Origin of the sequence: Aeromonas sp. 5HA1, assembly GCF_029237245.1 — a bacterium.
GTDB classification, from domain to species: domain Bacteria; phylum Pseudomonadota; class Gammaproteobacteria; order Enterobacterales; family Aeromonadaceae; genus Aeromonas; species Aeromonas salmonicida.
Window position 1 is genome coordinate 1 of record NZ_JAACFW010000006.1, and the last position, 18,682, is coordinate 18,682.

The following is an 18,682-nucleotide window of genomic DNA, read 5'->3' on the forward strand; positions in this document are numbered from 1 at the left end:
GGGCAGTTTGTGCTGCCGGCACGAAGGGAACGAAGCTACCCCCGCTGCGTGAAGCCAAGGCCACAGAAATACAGTGTAAAAAAAGCCAATAAAAACAATGCCAGTCAGGCTTAACTGACTGGCATTACGACCCTTGGGTCGCTCTTTTTATTGCTGTTTGTGCCTTGCTGCTGCTTTTACATCCGCCTCTGGGAGCCAGCTGATCGGGCCCGCTTTGATTCCTCTGCATTGCCGCACTCCCGCAATTTACCCCAAATCCTTCATGCTGGTGTCATCTCGCTGTCATTGGGCGGGGCCAAGCTGCCCCTTGTACTCAACAAGCATGCCAAGCGGGCCTGGCGCCTGCATCCATCAACAGGAGCATCTTATGACTAGCTGGGTAATGTGGGAGATCTGGTGGAGCCGGGTATGGGGCGAACATCAGCAAGGATCGCTGACAGAGGAGCATGAGGACGAAGTGGCCCATGAGCCTGCACGACTGCCCGCCGAATTGACTGCACAGGGCAAGGCCACGCACGCGCCTCGGCCAAGGGGTTGAGGCCCTGCTTGTCGGCATGGTTAACCTTGTGGTGCGCCGATTAAGGGGAGGCGTTGTGATCCTTGTTGATGCTGTCGGGGCGATCAGAAGAGCCGCAGTTGTTCACCCGGGCGGATAAAGCCGTCCCGCCGCAGCTGAAGATGGCGCTTGCCCAGGCCCAAACGCTTGTTGATGAGCCGAAAGCGCTGGGCGAGCAAGTCCGCAAACTGGCCCTCACCGCGCATGCGGGTGCCAAAGGCGGGGCTGTTGAGCCCGCCATCCCGACTGGCTCGCAACTGGTTCAGGATGGCCTCCTTCTGGCCGGGGTAGTGCTCCTCCAGCCAGTCTCTGAACAGTGTGGTCAGCTCGTGGGGCAATCGCAGCAGTATGTAGTCGGCGCTCTGGGCGCCGGCTTCGGCTGCCGCCTTGATGATGTGCTCGAGCTCCGGTTCGTTGAGGCGCGGGATCATGGGCGCCGCCAGCACGCCGACCGGTACTCCTGCCTGTGCCAGCTTTTCAATCACCTTGAGCCGACCCGTGCCTGTGCTGGCTCTGGGTTCCAGCTGACGGCGCAAGGTTTCATTCAATGTCGTCACCGACACCATCACCTGACAGAGTCCCTCCCGAGCCAGTTCGGCCAGCAGATCGAGGTCGCGCAATATCATGGCGCTCTTGGTGATGATGCCGACCGGGTGGCGATGGGCCTGCATCACTTCCAGCAATTGGCGGGTGAGGCGATAGTGATGCTCGATGGGCTGGTAAGGATCGGTGTTGGCGCCGAGCACTATGGTCTGTGGCTGATAGGTTGGCTTGGCAAACTCCCGGCGCAACAGCTCGGCGGCATTGAGCTTGGCAAACAGCCTGGTCTCGAAGTCGAGGCCGGGGGAGAGCTCCAGATAGGCGTGACTCGGTCTGGCATAGCAGTAGATGCAGCCATGCTCACAGCCCTGATAGGGGTTGATGGATCGACCAAAGGGCACATCCGGCGAGCGGTTGTAACTGATGATGCTGCGGGCGGTTATCTCCTTCACCTCGGTGCGGGGATCACTGGCGGCAAATGCCGCTTCCCACTCGGGTTGAGCCCAGCCGTCATCGACCGCGTCGACCCGCTGGCCGCTGAAGCGGTGATCAACATTGTGGAAACTGCCTCGTCCTGCCATCACATCACACCGACACTGTTTATATATACAGTCATCTTGCAAGCCTCAGAGCCAAAACACAAGCTCTCGCCATCGCTTCCTTGCTTAAAGCAGCATGACAAATAGATCTCTTGCTTGATCCCCCTGATACATTTCGTTTACATAGACAAAATGCGAACTGGATCACGGAAATCATCATGAAACCCATTGTCTCCCGCTGGCTGTTTATCGGTGTGCTTGGCCTGGTCATCTGGCGGCTGATCCCGCTCTCCACCGAGCAGGAGCTGGCATCGGCCAATCGAGCTTGGCGTAGCGGCCAGTTCGAGACGGCGACAAAGATCTGGCAACCGCTGGCCGAGCAGGGGATCCCCCGGGCTCAGGCGCTGATGGGCTGGAGCCACGAGGTGGGGCAGGGCACGGCGCAGGACATGGAGCAAGCCATCAGCCTTTATCGCCAGTCGGCGCAGGCCGGAGACGCCTTTGGCCAATACCGGCTGGCGGAGGTCTATCTGCGCGGCGCCGGGGTGAAACGGGACCTGCGGGAGGCATTTCACTGGATGGAGCTGGCGGCCCGCAACGGTGACGTGCCCGCCATGCTCAAAGTCGGCGTGCTGCACCTGATGGGGGTACGTGGTCGGGTCGATCTGCCCCAGGCCAAACAGTGGCTCTATCAGGCCTCGCAGAAGGGCAACAAGCTTGCATTGAAGGTGTTGGAGGAGCTTGCCCTGGCCGAGGAGGGGAGCAGTACCTTCGATTTCAACTGGCAACCCCTGCTGGGTGAGTGACTGGCAAGCGATTCATTTGGTTGTAGAAAATCTCACCAAACTCGATACAGTCCCGCCTACTTCTGGTAGCATGGTCCGGTTTTTGGTTTGCCTTGTGCCGTTAAGCAAGCTGTTTGCGGCGCAGTGCGCCTCTGCAAAGTGCTGTAGAGAGCCAGAACATCACCCTTTTTGAATGATTTCTTCCATCCCGCATGTGCCCTTTGGTAGGGGGCACCACTGTATAAGGAAACACACAATGCCAATCATTACTCTGCCTGACGGCAGCCAACGTCAATTTGCCCACTCCGTTTCCGTCATGGACGTGGCCGCGGACATAGGTCCGGGTCTCGCCAAGGCGTGCATTGCCGGTCGGGTAAACGGTGAACTGGTGGATGCCTGCGAGCTCATCGAAGCCGATGCCTCCCTGGCCATCATCACCGCCAAAGACGAAGAAGGTCTGGACATACTGCGCCACTCCTGTGCTCACCTGCTGGGTCATGCCATCAAGCAACTCTGGCCCCAGACCAAGATGGCCATAGGCCCTGTCATCGATAACGGTTTCTACTACGACATCGATCTGGATCGTACCCTGACCGACGACGATCTGGCTGCCCTGGAAGAGCGCATGCTGGCGCTGGCCGCCAAGGATTACGACGTTATCAAGAAAAAAGTCTCCTGGCAGGAAGCGCGCGACGTGTTCGAAGCCCGTGGCGAGACTTACAAGGTCGAGATCCTGGATCAGAATATTGCCCGTGATGACCAGCCAGGTCTGTATCATCACGAAGAGTACGTCGATATGTGTCGTGGCCCGCACGTGCCCAACATGCGTCACTGCCACCACTTCAAGTTGCAGAAAATGTCTGGCGCCTACTGGCGTGGCGATTCCAACAATAAGATGCTGCAGCGCATTTACGGCACGGCCTGGGCTGACAAGAAGCAGCTCAAAGGCTACCTGCAGCGTCTGGAAGAGGCGTCCAAGCGCGACCACCGCAAGATAGGCAAGCAGCTCGACCTGTATCACATGCAGGAAGAAGCGCCTGGCATGGTGTTCTGGCACAACGATGGCTGGACCATCTTCCGTGAGCTGGAAACCTTCATCCGTGGCAAGCTCAAAGAGTACGACTATCAGGAAGTGAAGGGTCCCTTCATGATGGACAGGGTGCTGTGGGAGCGTTCAGGCCACTGGGAGAAGTATGCCCAGGCCATGTTCACCACCCAGTCCGAAAACCGCGAATACGCCATCAAGCCGATGAACTGCCCTGGTCACGTGCAGATCTTCAACCAGGGTCTGAAGTCTTACCGCGATCTGCCGCTGCGCATGGCCGAGTTCGGCTCCTGCCACCGCAACGAGCCGTCCGGCTCCCTGCATGGTCTGATGCGGGTGCGTGGTTTTACTCAGGATGATGCCCACATCTTCTGTACCGAAGAGCAGATCATGGAAGAGGTGTCTGCCTGTATCCGTATGGTCTATGACGTCTACGGTACTTTTGGTTTTGAAAATATCGTGGTCAAGCTCTCAACCCGTCCTGAGCAGCGTATCGGTTCCGATGAAGCCTGGGATCGCGCCGAGGCCGCCTTGGCCGAAGCCCTGGTGCTGAACGGCCTGAAGTACGATTTGCAGCCGGGTGAGGGCGCCTTCTACGGTCCCAAAATCGAATTTACCCTGCATGATTGCCTTGATCGTGCTTGGCAGTGTGGTACCGTGCAGCTCGACTTTGCCCTGCCTGGACGTCTGGGTGCCACGTATGTGGGTGAAGACAACGAACGCCACGTACCGGTGATGATCCACCGGGCCATTCTGGGTTCACTCGAGCGTTTCATCGGTATTCTGACCGAAGAGTACGCCGGACTGTTCCCGACTTGGTTGGCTCCGACTCAGGCTGTGGTCATGAATATCACAGATAATCAGGCCGATTATGCGGTAAAAGTAGCCAAAGCATTGAATGATGCGGGTCTTCGCGCAAAAGCGGACTTGAGAAATGAGAAGATTGGCTTTAAAATCCGCGAGCATACTTTGAAGCGAGTACCTTTCATGCTGGTCTGCGGCGATAAAGAAGTTGAAGCCGGTAAGATTGCAGTACGGACTCGTAAAGGGGCTGACTTGGGCACTTATCCTGTTGAAGAGCTAGTTGCTCTGTTGACCCAGGAAGTTCAGACCCGCGGACAAAAGAAAGTGGAGGAATAAGCTATAAAAGGCGGAAAAAAACTGGGCAAGCAACCGCAAGCCCGCGCTCACCGGATCAATACCGAGATTCGTCTGAAAGAAGTTCGTCTCACTGGTATTGACGGAGAGCCTTTGGGTGTCGTCGAGATCCATGATGCACTGAACTTGGCCCTTGAGGCTGGAGTAGATCTGGTCGAGATCAGTCCTAACGCTGAACCGCCCGTTTGCCGCATCATGGATTACGGCAAATTCCTCTACGAAAAGAGCAAAACAACCAAAGAACAGAAGAAAAAGCAGAAAGTCGTCCAGGTCAAGGAAATCAAATTCCGTCCTGGTACTGACGAAGGCGACTATCAGGTAAAACTACGCAACCTGGTTCGCTTTCTAGAAGACGGGGACAAGGCTAAGGTCACCCTGCGCTTCCGTGGTCGTGAAATGGCTCACCAGGATCTTGGTATCAAGGTTCTGGAGCGCGTCAAGAACGATCTGGAAGAGTTGGCCGTAGTGGAGTCGTTCCCGAAAGTCGAAGGCCGTCAAGCTGTGATGGTCCTCGCACCCAAGAAGAAATCTTAAGGCCCACAAGAAATTGACTCATGGGTTTGCGCCCATGAGTTGGTTCGCCTTGCGATTTTGTTGTCACTCACAATGCGGAGTATGAAATGCCGAAGATGAAAACCAACCGGGGTGCTGCAAAGCGCTTCAAAAAGACTGGCTCGGGTCGCTTCAAGTGCAAGCATAACCACCTGCGTCACATCCTGACCAAGAAGAGCAGCAAGCGTAAGCGCAAGCTGGGACCGAAGTTCATGGTTTCCGCTGCCGACCACAAACGTGTTGTCGCTTGTCTGCCGTACGCATAAGGGGGGATGTAAAAAATGCCAAGAGTTAAACGTGGTGTGACTGCTCGAGCTCGTCACAAGAAAGTAATGAAAGCCGCCAAAGGTTACTACGGCGCCCGTTCCCGTGTTTACCGCGTAGCGGTACAAGCGGTAACCAAAGCTGGTCAGTATGCCTACCGTGACCGTCGCCAGAAAAAGCGTCAGTTCCGTCAGCTGTGGATTGCGCGTATCAACGCTGCAGCACGTCAGAACGGTCTGTCCTACAGCCGTCTGATCAACGGTCTGAAGAAGGCTTCTATCGAGATCGATCGCAAGATCCTGTCCGATATCGCCGTTCACGACAAGTTGGCTTTCACCGCCCTGGTTGAAAAGGCTAAAGCAGCACTGGTTTAATCCGGTTCTGTTATGAAAGATAAAAGGAGGCTCAGGCCTCCTTTTTTGTTGTCTGCAATTTATCCAGTTCTGTTGTCAGACCCGACTGTTACCTCTGTATATCTGCAACATGATTTCATAATATGCCAACAAACTAGTATTGTTTCCCCATATTTAACGGGGAGAGGGGAGCGGGTCAGCCTCTTCCCCGATAACAAAATGATTTCTAGGGAGAAAAGGCCACCTTAACTATGGTCAGCGAAGGGGCTTTTTTTGTATTATTCCCCTCTTGACCTTATTTAGCCTAACAGGCTCCTGTTTCGGGAGTGGTGACGAGGAAGACATGCAACAGCTTGAAGAAGTAGTCGGCCAGGCCAAGGCCGATATTGAGGGCGTCAACGACGTTGCGACCCTCGACGAAATCCGGGTCAAATATCTGGGTAAAAAAGGCTTTTTTACCGAGCAGATGAAGACATTGGGCGCCTTGTCCGCCGAAGAGCGTCCCGCAGCGGGCGCCGTGATCAACCAGGCCAAGCAGCAGGTTCAGGATGCCCTGAACGCACGCCGTGATGCACTGGTGGAGCAGGAGCTGAACCAGAAGTTGGCTGCCGAGACCATCGATGTGAGCCTGCCGGGCCGTCGCATCGAGAATGGTGGTCTGCACCCTGTGACCCGTACCATTGAGCGCATCGAACGCCTGTTTGGCGAGATGGGGTTCAAGGTGGAACGCGGTCCCGAAATTGAAGATGGCTTCCACAACTTCGATGCGTTGAACATTCCGGCTCATCACCCGGCACGTACCGATCACGACACCTTCTACTTCAATCCCGATCTGATGCTGCGTACCCACACCTCGGGTGTGCAGATCCGCACCATGGAACATCAGCAACCGCCGATCCGCATCATAGCGCCGGGCCGCGTCTATCGTAACGACTACGACATGACCCACACACCGATGTTCCACCAAGTTGAAGGCCTGCTGGTTGACGAGCATGCCAGCTTTACCGAGCTCAAAGGCATACTGCACGATTTCCTGCGCAACTACTTCGAGGAAGATCTCACCATTCGCTTCCGTCCTTCCTATTTCCCGTTCACCGAGCCGAGTGCCGAAGTGGACGTCATGGGCAAGAACGGCAAGTGGCTGGAAGTGCTGGGTTGCGGCATGGTGCACCCGAACGTACTGCGTTCGGTCGGTATCGATCCGGAAAAATACTCCGGCTTTGCCTTCGGCATGGGCGTTGAGCGCCTGACCATGCTGCGTTACGGGGTCAACGACCTGCGTGCCTTCTTCGAAAACGACCTGCGCTTCCTCAAGCAGTTCAAGTAAGGGCGAGAGAACATGAAATTCAGTAAATCCTGGGTGATGGAGTGGGTCCGCACCGAGTTGAGTGACAATGCACTGGCCGAGCAGATCACCATGGCTGGTCTGGAAGTGGACGCCGTGGAAGCGGTGGCTGGCCAGTTCAACAATGTGGTCGTGGGTGAAGTGGTCGAGTGCGCCCAGCATCCGGACGCCGACAAGCTGCGGGTGACCAAGGTCAACGTGGGCGAGGCCGAGCTGCTGGACATCGTCTGCGGCGCGCCGAACTGCCGCGCTGGCTTGAAAGTGTGCGTTGCCAAAGTAGGGGCGACCCTGCCGGGTGATTTCACCATCAAGAAAGCCAAACTGCGTGGCCAGCCGTCCCACGGCATGCTCTGCTCCTTCACTGAGCTGGGTATCGACGTCGAGGCTGACGGCATCATCGAGCTGCCGGCCGATGCCCCCATCGGCACCGATATTCGCGACTATCTCAATCTGAACGACGTCTCCATTGACGTGGACTTGACCCCGAACCGTGCTGATTGCCTTGGTATCGCGGGGCTCGCCCGTGAAATCGGCGTGCTCAACAGCGTTGACGTGGTTGAGCCGATCTGGGCACCTGCTGTTGCCACCTGTGATGTCACCTTCCCGATCCGGGTGGAGGCGCCAGCCGATTGCCCCCGTTATCTTGGCCGCGTCATCAAAGGGCTGAACCTGCAAGCCAAGAGCCCGCTCTGGATGCAAGAGAAGCTGCGCCGTGGCGGTATCCGCTCCATCGACGCCATCGTAGACATCACCAACTACCTGTTGCTGGAATACGGTCAGCCGATGCACGCCTTCGATCTGGCCAAGCTGGCTGGGGAACTGGTGGTGCGTCGCGCCCGTGCTGACGAGCCGATGACCCTGCTCGACGGAAACGAGGTGAAGCTCAAAGAGACCACCCTGGTGATTGCCGATGCCAAAGGCCCTGCCTGTATGGCCGGTATCTTCGGCGGTGATCGCACCGGTGTGTCCGAGACCACCACCGACATTCTGCTGGAGTGCGCCTTCTTCGCGCCGCTCTCCATCACGGGTCGTGCCCGTGCCTACGGTCTGCATACCGACTCTTCCCATCGCTTCGAGCGCGGGGTCGATCCACAACTGCAAGCCAAGGTGATGGACAGAGCCACCCGTCTGCTGCTGGACATTTGTGGCGGAGAGTGCGGCGGCGAAGCCGGTCCGGTCATCGAGGTCAAATCCGATGCCCATCTGCCCAAAGCGGCCCCCATCAAGCTGCGTCGCACCAAGCTCGACAAAGTGATCGGTATCAGCGTGGCTGATGCTCAGGTGGTCGAGATCCTGACTCGCCTCGGCATGCAGGTGACTGTGGATGCCGACGGTTGGACTGCACTGGCACCCTCCTGGCGTTTCGATATCGCCATCGAGGAAGATCTCATCGAGGAAGTGGCCCGCATCTACGGCTACAACAATATCCCGAACCTCAAACCCGCTGCCTCTCTGGCGATGGTGGAGCAGGCTGAAGGGCAGGTGACCCTCAAGCGGGTGCGTGACCTGCTGGTTGACCGCGGCTTCCAGGAAGCGATCACCTACAGCTTCGTCGATCCCAAAGCGCAGCAACTGCTCTATCCGCAAAGCGATGCCATCGTGTTGCCGAACCCGATTTCGGTCGAGATGTCCGCCATGCGTGTGTCGCTCTTCCCGGGTCTGGTGCAGGCGGTGGTCTACAACCAGAATCGTCAGCAGCCGCGGGTACGTCTGTTCGAGCAGGGTCTGCGTTTCATCAAGGACGCGAGCGCCGAGAACGGCATCCGTCAGGAGCCGATGCTGGCCGGTATCATCACCGGCAACCAGAGCGACGAGCACTGGGACATCAAGAGCCGCGCAGCTGACTTCTTTGATTTGAAAGGGGATCTGGAAGCCGTGCTGGACTTGACTGCCGAAGGAGCTACTTTCAGCTTCGAGCGTACCGAGCACAGTGCCCTGCACCCGGGCCAGAGCGCAGCCATTTTGCGCAATGGCGAGGTGTTCGGCCATATCGGCGTGATCCACCCGAGCCTCGAGAAGAAGCTGGGTCTCAAGACCCGGGCCATCATGTTCGAGCTGGAATTGAACAAGCTGCTCCCTGCCAAGGTGCCGGTTGCTGCCGAGGTTTCTCGCTTCCCAGCCAACCGTCGTGATATCGCCGTGGTGGTAGACCGTCAGGTTCTGGCCGGTGATGTCCTCGCAGTAATTAAAAAAGTTGGCGGAAATCAGGTAGTTGGAATAAACTTGTTTGACGTATACCAGGGTGCTGGTATGGCCGAGGACAAGAAGAGTCTGGCCATCAGTCTTGTATTGCAAGACACCCAGCGCACTCTGGAGGAGAAAGAGATTGCCGAGACCGTAGACAATGTCGTGCGGGCCCTTGGTGAAGAGTTGAATGCATCCTTGAGGGATTGATCTATGGCGCTTACCAAAGCCGACATTGCAGAGCACCTGTTCACCCAACTCGGGATGAGCAAGCGTGAAGCCAAAGATATGGTGGAAGCCTTCTTTGAGGAAATCAGACAGGCGCTTGAGCGTGGTGAACAAGTCAAGATTTCAGGCTTCGGTAACTTTGACCTTCGTGAGAAGAATCAGCGTCCCGGACGCAACCCCAAGACAGGCGAGGATATTCCTATCAGCGCCCGTCGTGTGGTGACCTTCCGGCCTGGCCAGAAACTCAAGGCCAGGGTAGAAAATGTTGAACCCAACGAGTGACAAAAAGCCAGGCAAACGCCTGGCTTTTACTTTTTCATGATGAAATCCAACTTATTGTTCGGTCTGTTGCTGGCCATGCCGGTGCAGGCCATGACGCTGCCTCTGTCTCCCGCCACCCAGGCGTATGCCGACACTCTCACCTCGCTGACCATTTGTTACCCCGCCCTGATCCGGCCGCCCTATCTCGAGGAGTCGGGGGGGCTGCTTATCGATCAGCTGGACCGGCTGGCTGAACAGCTGCCGGTGCCCTTGCTGCACGAGAAGCTGCCAAACTGGCCCGCGGTTCAGCAGGCCCTGCTGGCGGGGCGCTGCGATCTCATCCCTGACATAGGCCCTTCACGGCAGGCGTTGCCTGGCATGGCGCTCAGTCGCGCCCTGCTGGAAGCCGAGTCCGCCATTCTTTACAAGGGTGAGCTGGAGCGTGCCACCTTCCTGGTGTCACCCCTTTGGCAGGCGAGCAAGGTGCTCAAAACGCTCTATCCCCATTCGACCCAGCTGGTCCTGACCGATGCCGTCAACTGGTACTCGTCACTGGTAGCGGGCAAGGGAACGGCCTACCTCGGCGACTACCTGCAACTGCGTTACCTGATGCGCGAATACCCGGATGTGGGACTGCGTCTGCGCCGTTTGCGCAGCGATGAGCTGGTGCTCAGCTATCGGCTGATGATGCGCGACAAGCCAGAGCTCAGGGCGCTGGTCGACATGGCGATTCGCTATATGCCACCCGGGGGCGTCTACAAGGATCTCGAGCGCTATCTGGAGCAGGGAGAGCAGGATATCAACCCCTTGCACTTTACCGACAAGGAGCAGGCCTGGCTGGTCGGTACCTCCCGTGCCGTCAAGTTGGTGGTGAACCCTGCATTGATGCCTTATAGCGGCATCGACAAGCAGGGGCAGCTCAGTGGCTGGAGCGCCGATGTGCTGCGCCGGGTGAGTCAGCAGACCGGGATGATTTTTCATGTGGTGCCAGTCAAGGACCCCGAAGACGCCCTGGCCAAGCTGCGCAGTGGCGAGGTAGACATGATGGCGGGTCTGCTGGAGACACCGGCCTTGACTGGCGAGTTTGATTTCACTCGCATCGTGGTAGCCAGTCGTTATGCCCTGGTCAGCCGCAAGTTGCGGTCTTTCGATCGACTCGAGGAGATCAAGGGTGAGGTAGTCGTGCCCGCCAGCCTCTATGATCCCGACATGCTGGCCCGTTTGGGCAAGCATCAGTGGCGCAAGAGCGAGACCCTTGAGTCGGGCATTGCAGAGGTACAGGCGGGCAGGGCGGACGCCATGCTGGCCGAGCTGTATCAGTTGCAATATCCGCTTCGCAACAATCTGCTGGCTGGACTGGATATCAAGGAGCTGCCGGATCGTTTCGGGCTAGGGTTTGCCATCAGTCACCACAGCCCCAGGCTGGCCGGTGTGATGGAGCAGAGTCTGATGACGATCACAAGCCAGCAGAACGCTGATCTCAACCAGCGCTGGCGTCAGCTGGTGCTGACCCAGCAAAGTGGCGTCAGCTATGGCATCTGGCTGGGATCCGTGTTGCTTGCATTGCTGATTAGTGCTGGTGTCATCTGGTTGATCTGGCGCTCCCGCCAGCAGCTGGCGCGAGAAGTGAGCCGGCGTCAGGAGATGGAGCAGACGCTGGCACTGGAGAGTCAGTTCAGGGAGTCCCTGTTCCAGGCACTGCCTGTGCCCGTCTTCCTGCGAAATGATCAGGGGGAGATCATCAAGCGCAACAAGCAGGCCAAACGGCTGGAAGCCCGCTATCTGGCCGAGCTCAGCCTGCCGCCGTCCCAGTTGCAGGGAACCGAAGGGGAAATGACCCTCGGCGATCAGGTGTTCTCCTATGCCCAGATCCCGCTGCGACTGGGCAAGCAGGCACCGGCGGGGGATCTGATCGCGCTCTCCGACATCAGCGCCCTGCGCGAGCGCACGCGTTTGCTGCATCAGGCCGAGCGACGTCTGCGCGCCCTTACCAATACGGTGCCTGGCGTCGTCATCCAGTTCCTCTTGCAGCAGGGGAAAATAACCCGGGTCGAATTTATCAGCCGTGGCAGTTACGAGCTGCTGGGCCTGGCCAGCCAGCAGATCCGCCGCCATCCCGACAGCGCACTCAGCCGTCTTGTACATCAGGACAGGCGTGAGATGCGGGCGCCCATGCTGGCCATGTTGCATACCGGCCAACCTTTTTCCTACGCGCTGCGCTATGAACATCCGGTCAAGGGCACGCGCTGGCTGCAATGTTATGGTCGTGGCCGCAGCCAGCAGGAAGGGGGGTGGCGGGTTTACGGTGTGGTGCAGGATGTGACCGCCAGGGTCGAGCAGGAGCGTGCCTTGCAGGCATCCCATGAGCGGGCCGAACAGGCCGTCCTGGCCAAGGGGCGCTTCCTCGCGGCGGTGAGCCATGAAATTCGTACTCCCATGAATGCCATTCTGGGGCTGCTGGAGTGGCTCAATCACACCCCCTTGTCAGCGGAGCAGCACTCAGCGCTCTCCCATGTCAGACAGGCGGGGGACGAGCTGCTCGGTCTGCTCAACGATGTGCTCGATTTCAGCCGCAACGAGAACCGGCAGCTGGCGCTCTCTCCCCAGCCAACCGATCTGGTTGATTTGTGCGAGCATGTGGCGGCGGTGCACTGGTCCAAGGCCCGCTCCAAGCGGTTGCAGCTGCGACTGGATATTGACCATCACCTGCCCGCCCAGGTGGAGCTGGATCCCCATAGAGTGCAGCAGGTGCTGCACAATCTGCTCGCCAATGCCATCAAGTTCAGCTCTGCAGGTGAAGTCGTGCTGTGGGCACGCCGTCAGGGCAACCGTCTGCTGTGCGGCGTGGATGATGACGGGCCGGGTATCAGCGACGATCTGCTGCCTCGCTTGTTCCTGCCATTCGAGCAGGGAGGAGAGGAGGGCCAGCCCAGGGCTCAGGGCACCGGATTGGGGCTGGCCATCAGCCGCCAGCTGATGGAGCAGATGGGTGGCGAGATCCGGGTCGAACCGCGTCCTCTCGGGGGCAGCCGTTTCACCTGCAGCTTGCCCTTGGTGCTGCTGCACGAGATGCCGCGCTGGCAACCGAGAGTGGCCAGCGTCAATATCCAGCTGAACGATGCGGAGCGTGCCTATCTCGTGCCCTGGCTTGGCGAGCTCGGCCTGACCGAGGAGCCCGCCGGCCCATTGCTGCGCGCCGCCGAAGATGATCAGGGTCTGCGTTATTGGGACTGGCAGGGTGAGCCCTGGGTGCCAGGCTCAGTGGTCAGCCTGTTGCAGCCCAGGCTGGTGTCCTCTGCCCTGGAGGAGATGAGTCTGCCGGGGCAGGGGATGCGGGTGTTGCTGGTTGAAGATCACGAAGTGAATCGGGTGTTGATCAGCATGCAGTTGACCCAGCTGGGGGCTGAGGTACTGAGTGCGGCCAATGGTCGGCTTGCGCTCGATATCCTGCAGCACGAAACCGTGGATCTGGTGCTGACCGATCTGCAGATGCCAGTGATGGATGGTGCCCAGCTGTGCCAGCAGTTGCGGGATTCTGCGCGCTGGCACCATCTGCCTGCCTACGTTATCACCGCCGATCTCAGCGAACAGGCGGCGCAGCGACTGGCCAGCTGCGGTTGTCGAGGACATCTGGACAAGCCCCTGCTGCTTAAAGATCTGGCCAATTTACTGCGCAGCGTGCCAAGGCTTGCGGACACGAGTGTCCTCTTGTCCGCACCCTCTCCCGGCACCGCAGGCAAGGAAATGGGGGCTGGGTGGCATGAGCCGGCACTGCCTCCTCTGAGCCGCGAGTTGATAAACCTCTATCTGGAGGCAACTCGTCAAGATCTGGCTGACATTGAGCAGTGCATCACACAAGGAGATGCTGAAGCGCTTGATGCGGCTTTACACAAGATGAAGGGGGCGGCCAAAATGGTGGGCGCCACCCCGCTGATCCAGGTGATCGAACAGTGGAAACGGGATCCACAACAACCCCTGATGTCCCCGCTGCGGCACGCTCTGGATGAAGTCTGCCGGCGATTAGGTGAGAGAGTCTGACATGATCATCACAGATGAAGAGTTATTGGCGTTGCTGAACTCGGAAGAGACCCAGGAGCGTTTTTTTTACCCGGTGACCCTCTATGCACTGGACGGAGTGGCCTATCAGGCGGCAAAAGCCGTCACCTTGCCCGAATTTGCCACCTTGCGTCGCACGCAACCCGATGCCCGCTGGCCGTGGGAGGGGTTGTTCGCCGCCGGTGCCATCGCCCTGTTTGATCCAGCTTCTCACGCCGGTGCCGACTATCTGCCGCAGTTGATGAACCAGAGCGATGGCATCTATCGGCTCTCGGATGACTGGCTGGAAGGGGTCCATGACAGGTATCAGCAGTGGCTGCAGTGGCTGGCACAGATGCAGATCTTGTTGCTGGAGGATCACCCGTTTCAAGGCGCCCATATCCAGCAGGAGATCCAGGGATTGGGTCTGTCCTGCCAATGGGTGCAGGATGGCGATGCCTGTATCCAGGCCCTGGAACAGGGGGGCGTCAAGCTACTCATCAGCGATCTCAGCCTGGTGGAGCAGGATGCCATCGGTCTGCTGATGAGCCAGCCTCAATATCAGCAAAGCGGCCTGCCCATCATACTGCTGTCGGCCCACGATCAGACCCTGATCGACGGGTCCCGCCGGCTGTTGCACGATGCGGGTTTCAATGTAGTGGCCGCCCTGGCCAAACCGCTGTTGAGCGATGATCTGCTGCGGCTGCTCAAGGCGCTCTATCTGGGGCCACAGCGGCAACAGCGGCTCAGTGGCCTGCGCCGTACCGTCCGCAGCTGGCAGAGGGAGGAGAAGGGGCTGCTCGGACTCTTGTCCGACCCGCCATCCCCGCTGCCCATCTGGCTGGCGGTGACAGGTTTGCCGCCACGGTGGGAGCTGGTGCGGGATTGGCTGGGTAGACAGGGGCGAGATGCCACTGAACTGACCTTGGTCATTCACCGCCGTGATCACCTGCTCAGCCAGGCCGAGCGGTTCGCACTGGTGCTGCAAGCCAGTCTGGCTGGCGTCAAGCTTGCGCTGCTGCTCGACAATGACCAGCATATGCCGTTTGATTTGCTGGAGAGGGTGCCATTGCAGCACCTGCTGCTGGGGCAGAGCCTGCTCCCGGGGCTCGAGGCCATGACGGCGGACTCCCTGCTGGGCCGCTTCACCCATAGGGCCAGGGAGCTTGGCATTGCCCTCTATCTGGATGATCCCTTCAATCTGCTAGACAGTACCCTGTGGCGCGATCGCGGCATGACAGGGCGCTGGTAACCCGTGCCCCGTTACCTCTGCTGGCCCCCCGATGAGGCGCGTTTGCGACGTAGCCTGGCTGGCTGGCTGCATCCGACGTATCGGGCCTCCTTGCCCTTGATGATGGAAGTTGGCGGGGTCCCCTGTAGCTTGCAGGAGCTGGCTGGCGCCGATCCGGAATCGATCAGAGCCGCCTACGAGGCGTTGAGCGAGCAGAGCATTTACCTGCGCTTCATGCGGGCAAAACAGCCGGTTACCGAGGATCAACTGGCCTTCTTTCTCGACTATCCCCGAGGCCCCCAGATTGCGCTGCTGCTGACCGATGGTCAGGGGCGGCCGCTGGCCCAGGCCCAGTCCATACGTCGGCGGCTGCACCCGGACCGGGCCGAGTTCTCCTGTCTGGTCGCAGATCACTTCCAGCACAGAGGGGCGGGCCGGCGCATTCTGCTGGCGTTGGCACTGCTGGCGCGCGCCGAGGGCATTCGGGAGTGGACGGCGGAAGTATTGGCCCAGAATCGCCCCATGCTGGCGCTCCTGCGCGGGTTGGGGCTGCCGCTCACTCTGGTGACGGGGCGGGAGCTGGTGTTTGTCCGGCTCGATCTGAGCGTGCTCGATACCCTGTGAAGCGGGTATCCTCATAAGACCAAGGGTGAATAGGCTGCCTTTTCACCCTGTGCTAAGGTCAGCCTTGTATGGGATCAGAGGGAAGCAGTCATGGTGCAATCAGCGAAACACATCGTCATTCTTACCGGCGCCGGTATCTCTGCCGAATCCGGCATCAAGACCTTCCGTGCCTGTGACGGCTTGTGGGAAGAGCACAGGGTGGAGGATGTGGCGACCCCGGAAGGGTACGCCCGGGATCCCGCCCTGGTGCAGGGTTTCTACAACTCGCGCCGTCATCAGCTGCAACAACCGCAGATCCATCCCAATCCTGCCCACTATGCCCTGGCCCGTCTTGAGCGCCTGTTGCCTGGCACAGTCACCCTGGTGACCCAGAATATCGACAACCTGCACGAGAGTGCAGGCAGCAAAAACCTCATCCACATGCACGGAGAGCTGCTCAAGGCCCGCTGTCCCGAGTCGGGCCAGGTGATCGAATGGCGCGGCGATCTCCATCAGGATGAACTCTGCTCCTGTTGCCAGTTCCCCCAGCCGCTGCGCCCGCACGTGGTCTGGTTTGGCGAGATGCCGCTGGGGCTGGATCGCATCTATGGCGCCCTGGCCCAGTGCGACCTTTTCATCTCCATCGGGACCTCGGGGGCCGTCTATCCTGCTGCCGGCTTCGTGCACGAGGCTGGCCTCAACGGTGCCCATACCATAGAGCTCAATCTGGAACCGAGCGAGGTGGGCAGCCAGTTTGACGAGAAGCGTTATGGACCGGCCTCTCTGCTGGTGCCCGCTTTCGTTGACGAGTTGCTGGAGCGCTGCGGCGTGCATCAACCCAAACAGATAGAGGGTCACAACTGGATGGAGATGCGCGAGCCTTAATACGGCTCAGCTCCCAGTGCCGTTGTTCGAAACAAAAGGCGACACCAAGGTGTTGCCTTTTGTTGCCTTGGATCATGGGCGGGGGAAGAAGGGCGCGCAGGATTGTCTGATCACCAGGTCTGGATCAACAGTGATCAGGTGATTATCCACTGTCACCCCATTGATACGTGCCAGCAGCCGGGTAACGGCGAGGCGCCCCAGCTCCTCCTTGGGTTGATTGATGGTGGTGAGTGGCGGCGACAGATACTGCGCCAGCGCGACATTGTCATAACCGACGATGGAGATGTCCTGCGGTATGTTCAACCCCGCCTGATGGGCGGCACTGATGGCCCCCATGGCCATCATGTCGTTGAAGATAAACAGGGCGCTTGGCCGTTTGGGCTGAGCCAGCAGGCGCTGCATGGCATTGAAACCACTGGCACAGTCGAAATCTCCCTCCTGGATCCAGGCCGGATTGACGGTCAGACCCGCTTCCTGCATCGCCTGCTCAAAGCCAGCCTGTCGCTGATTGGCGGGGGCTCGGCTGTGGGGGCCCGTGATGCAACCGACATCGGTGTGACCGAGTGCCAGCAGATGGCGGGTGGCCAGATAACCGCCGCGATGGGAGTTGTCGGCGATGAGGTCCACGTCCTTGCTCTCCATGCCCCAGTCCATCACCACAACGGGCAGGCTCTTGAGCCAGTCGAGCTGGTTGAACACCTCCTGTTGCCCCTCGCTGCACATGATGAGCAGGCCGTCGACCCGCTTGCGCAACATCATCTTGAGGTAGGAGAGCGCCGTTTCAGCCTGCCCCTCTGTGTTGCCCAGCATCAGGTTGTAGCCCTGCTCGAAGCAGTAGCGCTCCACTCCACGCACCACCTCGGCAAAGAAGGGGTTGCTGGAGGTGGTGACCAGCATGCCGATACTGTTGGTCTCCTTCACCTTGAGGCTGCGGGCCACCAGGCTGGGGGCATAGTTGAGTTCGCGCATGGCGGCAAAGACCCGCTCACGGGTCTCTTGTGCCACGAAGCGGGTCTCGTTGATGACATGGGAGACGGTAGTGGTGGAGACCTCTGCCCGCGCCGCCACCTCCTTGATGTTGGCCATCAGTGCCCCTGCGCAGTCTGGGCAAGCAGGAAGGCGTCGACCTCAACCTTGCTTGGGATCGAGCTCTGGGCGCCGAACTTGGTGACAGAAAGCGCCGCCGCGCCGTGGGCAAAGCGCACCGCGGCGTTGAAGTCTGCACCGGCAAGCTCGGCGGCCAGCAGGGCGCCGTTGAAGGTATCGCCCGCGGCCGTGGTGTCTACTGCCTCAACCCGAAACCCCGGGATGAGCTGTTGCTGCCGGGCGTTGCTGCAATAGACCCCTTGGGAGCCCAGGGTGATCATCACATCGCTTATTCCCATCTGGTGGAAGCGGGCCGCCGCCTGAGCCGCGCTAGCCTCGTCGCTCACCTTGACGCCGGTCAACAGTTCGGCTTCGGTCTGGTTGGGGGTGATGAGATCCACCAGCGCCAACAGCTCGGCCGGGAGCGGGCGGGCAGGCGCCGGATTGAGTACCACCCGGGTGCCGTGGGATCTAGCCAGCTTGGCGGCTTCAAACACGCTTTCAAGCGGCACTTCCAGCTGCAGCAGCAGGGTATGGGCATCGGCAATCATGGCTTCATGGCGTTTGACCATGGCAGGAGAGAGGGCGCCGTTGGCCTCGGCGGAGATGCCTATGCTGTTTTCCCCCTCGTCGCTCACATAGATGATGGCGATGCCGGTGGGCAAGGTCTCATCGAGTTCTACTGCACTGACGTCTATGCCATCTTGCTCGAAACCCTGGCGCATCTGCTGGCCGATGGCGTCATCACCGATGCGGGCAATAAAGGAGACAGGGGCGCCGAGACGTGCGGCAGCCACCGCCTGATTGGCCCCCTTGCCACCCGGTACCACCTGATAGCTGTGGCCGGTCAGGGTTTCACCGGGGCGAGGAAAATGAGGGACGCGCAGTACATGATCCGCATTGACACTGCCCAGAACAACGAGACGATTCATTCTTATCACCCTTGATTTGGAACATCTTGGTTTGAGTGGGCCCAAGCCAAGATGCACAGCTGATGGAAACTCAAGAAACAAAGGGGGAGGCCAAGCTCCC

At 59.2% G+C, this 18,682-nt stretch carries 16 protein-coding genes; 13 read left to right on the forward strand and 3 right to left on the reverse strand.

Annotated features, from left to right (window positions below):
- Nucleotides 1-367 precede the first annotated feature (367 nt).
- Nucleotides 368-538: a hypothetical protein gene (locus tag GWQ27_RS07010; RefSeq protein ID WP_192895752.1), complete on the forward strand. Its 171-nt coding sequence runs from the start codon at nt 368-370 to the stop codon at nt 536-538.
- Nucleotides 539-621: 83 nt separating this feature from the next.
- On the opposite strand, the gene GWQ27_RS07015 is transcribed toward GWQ27_RS07010, so the two are convergent.
- Entirely contained in the window at nt 622-1,677 is a 1,056-nt protein-coding gene (locus tag GWQ27_RS07015) for a PA0069 family radical SAM protein (RefSeq protein ID WP_275907000.1), read from the reverse strand.
- Between the two features lie 176 nt (nt 1,678-1,853).
- Here GWQ27_RS07015 and GWQ27_RS07020 point away from each other — a divergent pair, with 176 nt between their 5' ends.
- From GWQ27_RS07020 to cobB, 12 genes are all read left to right on the forward strand, one after another.
- A complete protein-coding gene (locus GWQ27_RS07020; RefSeq protein ID WP_275907001.1) occupies nt 1,854-2,441 on the forward strand; it encodes a tetratricopeptide repeat protein in 588 nt (195 codons plus the stop codon).
- A 235-nt stretch (nt 2,442-2,676) separates the two neighbouring features.
- Entirely contained in the window at nt 2,677-4,605 is a 1,929-nt protein-coding gene (gene thrS, locus GWQ27_RS07025; RefSeq protein WP_021138702.1) for a threonine--tRNA ligase, read from the forward strand.
- Nucleotides 4,606-4,626: 21 nt separating this feature from the next.
- Entirely contained in the window at nt 4,627-5,157 is a 531-nt protein-coding gene (infC, locus tag GWQ27_RS07030; protein WP_155603220.1) for a translation initiation factor IF-3, read from the forward strand.
- Nucleotides 5,158-5,243: 86 nt separating this feature from the next.
- Nucleotides 5,244-5,441 carry a 50S ribosomal protein L35 gene (gene rpmI, locus GWQ27_RS07035; protein WP_005315535.1) on the forward strand — a complete coding sequence of 66 codons (198 nt, stop codon included), beginning with the start codon at nt 5,244-5,246 and terminating at the stop codon, nt 5,439-5,441.
- A gap of 15 nt (nt 5,442-5,456) precedes the next feature.
- Nucleotides 5,457-5,813: a 50S ribosomal protein L20 gene (gene rplT / locus GWQ27_RS07040; RefSeq protein WP_005300683.1), complete on the forward strand. Its 357-nt coding sequence runs from the start codon at nt 5,457-5,459 to the stop codon at nt 5,811-5,813.
- A gap of 322 nt (nt 5,814-6,135) precedes the next feature.
- A complete protein-coding gene (gene pheS / locus GWQ27_RS07045; RefSeq protein WP_234576604.1) occupies nt 6,136-7,119 on the forward strand; it encodes a phenylalanine--tRNA ligase subunit alpha in 984 nt (327 codons plus the stop codon).
- A 12-nt stretch (nt 7,120-7,131) separates the two neighbouring features.
- Complete coding sequence (pheT, locus tag GWQ27_RS07050) at nt 7,132-9,531, forward strand: phenylalanine--tRNA ligase subunit beta (protein WP_275907002.1); 2,400 nt, start codon at nt 7,132-7,134, stop codon at nt 9,529-9,531.
- A gap of 3 nt (nt 9,532-9,534) precedes the next feature.
- A complete protein-coding gene (ihfA, locus tag GWQ27_RS07055) occupies nt 9,535-9,831 on the forward strand; it encodes an integration host factor subunit alpha (protein ID WP_005300715.1) in 297 nt (98 codons plus the stop codon).
- Between the two features lie 54 nt (nt 9,832-9,885).
- Nucleotides 9,886-13,848 carry a transporter substrate-binding domain-containing protein gene (locus tag GWQ27_RS07060; RefSeq protein ID WP_275907087.1) on the forward strand — a complete coding sequence of 1,321 codons (3,963 nt, stop codon included), beginning with the start codon at nt 9,886-9,888 and terminating at the stop codon, nt 13,846-13,848.
- A gap of 1 nt (nt 13,849) precedes the next feature.
- A complete protein-coding gene (locus tag GWQ27_RS07065) occupies nt 13,850-15,097 on the forward strand; it encodes a response regulator (protein WP_275907003.1) in 1,248 nt (415 codons plus the stop codon).
- A 3-nt stretch (nt 15,098-15,100) separates the two neighbouring features.
- Nucleotides 15,101-15,700: a GNAT family N-acetyltransferase gene (locus GWQ27_RS07070; protein ID WP_275907004.1), complete on the forward strand. Its 600-nt coding sequence runs from the start codon at nt 15,101-15,103 to the stop codon at nt 15,698-15,700.
- Nucleotides 15,701-15,790: 90 nt separating this feature from the next.
- On the forward strand, nt 15,791-16,564 hold the full coding sequence (cobB, locus tag GWQ27_RS07075; protein ID WP_275907005.1) for a Sir2 family NAD+-dependent deacetylase: 774 nt from the start codon (nt 15,791-15,793) through the stop codon (nt 16,562-16,564).
- 72 nt (nt 16,565-16,636) lie between these two features.
- Here cobB and GWQ27_RS07080 read toward each other — a convergent pair whose 3' ends face one another.
- Nucleotides 16,637-17,650 (reverse strand): substrate-binding domain-containing protein, encoded by a 1,014-nt coding sequence (locus GWQ27_RS07080; RefSeq protein WP_275907006.1) that lies wholly within the window; start codon nt 17,648-17,650, stop codon nt 16,637-16,639.
- Nucleotides 17,650-18,582 carry a ribokinase gene (gene rbsK / locus GWQ27_RS07085; protein WP_169046091.1) on the reverse strand — a complete coding sequence of 311 codons (933 nt, stop codon included), beginning with the start codon at nt 18,580-18,582 and terminating at the stop codon, nt 17,650-17,652. Before rbsK ends, GWQ27_RS07080 begins: the two co-directional genes overlap by 1 nt.
- Nucleotides 18,583-18,682 lie beyond the last annotated feature (100 nt).

Coding starts and splice junctions, on each gene's coding strand:
- GWQ27_RS07010 (WP_192895752.1), top strand. CDS start 368: ATGACTAGCTGGGTAATGTGGGAGATCTGGTGGAGCCGGGTATGGGGC.
- GWQ27_RS07015 (WP_275907000.1), bottom strand. CDS start 1,677: ATGGCAGGACGAGGCAGTTTCCACAATGTTGATCACCGCTTCAGCGGC.
- GWQ27_RS07020 (WP_275907001.1), top strand. CDS start 1,854: ATGAAACCCATTGTCTCCCGCTGGCTGTTTATCGGTGTGCTTGGCCTG.
- thrS (WP_021138702.1), top strand. CDS start 2,677: ATGCCAATCATTACTCTGCCTGACGGCAGCCAACGTCAATTTGCCCAC.
- rpmI (WP_005315535.1), top strand. CDS start 5,244: ATGCCGAAGATGAAAACCAACCGGGGTGCTGCAAAGCGCTTCAAAAAG.
- rplT (WP_005300683.1), top strand. CDS start 5,457: ATGCCAAGAGTTAAACGTGGTGTGACTGCTCGAGCTCGTCACAAGAAA.
- pheS (WP_234576604.1), top strand. CDS start 6,136: ATGCAACAGCTTGAAGAAGTAGTCGGCCAGGCCAAGGCCGATATTGAG.
- pheT (WP_275907002.1), top strand. CDS start 7,132: ATGAAATTCAGTAAATCCTGGGTGATGGAGTGGGTCCGCACCGAGTTG.
- ihfA (WP_005300715.1), top strand. CDS start 9,535: ATGGCGCTTACCAAAGCCGACATTGCAGAGCACCTGTTCACCCAACTC.
- GWQ27_RS07065 (WP_275907003.1), top strand. CDS start 13,850: ATGATCATCACAGATGAAGAGTTATTGGCGTTGCTGAACTCGGAAGAG.
- cobB (WP_275907005.1), top strand. CDS start 15,791: ATGGTGCAATCAGCGAAACACATCGTCATTCTTACCGGCGCCGGTATC.
- GWQ27_RS07080 (WP_275907006.1), bottom strand. CDS start 17,650: ATGGCCAACATCAAGGAGGTGGCGGCGCGGGCAGAGGTCTCCACCACT.
- rbsK (WP_169046091.1), bottom strand. CDS start 18,582: ATGAATCGTCTCGTTGTTCTGGGCAGTGTCAATGCGGATCATGTACTG.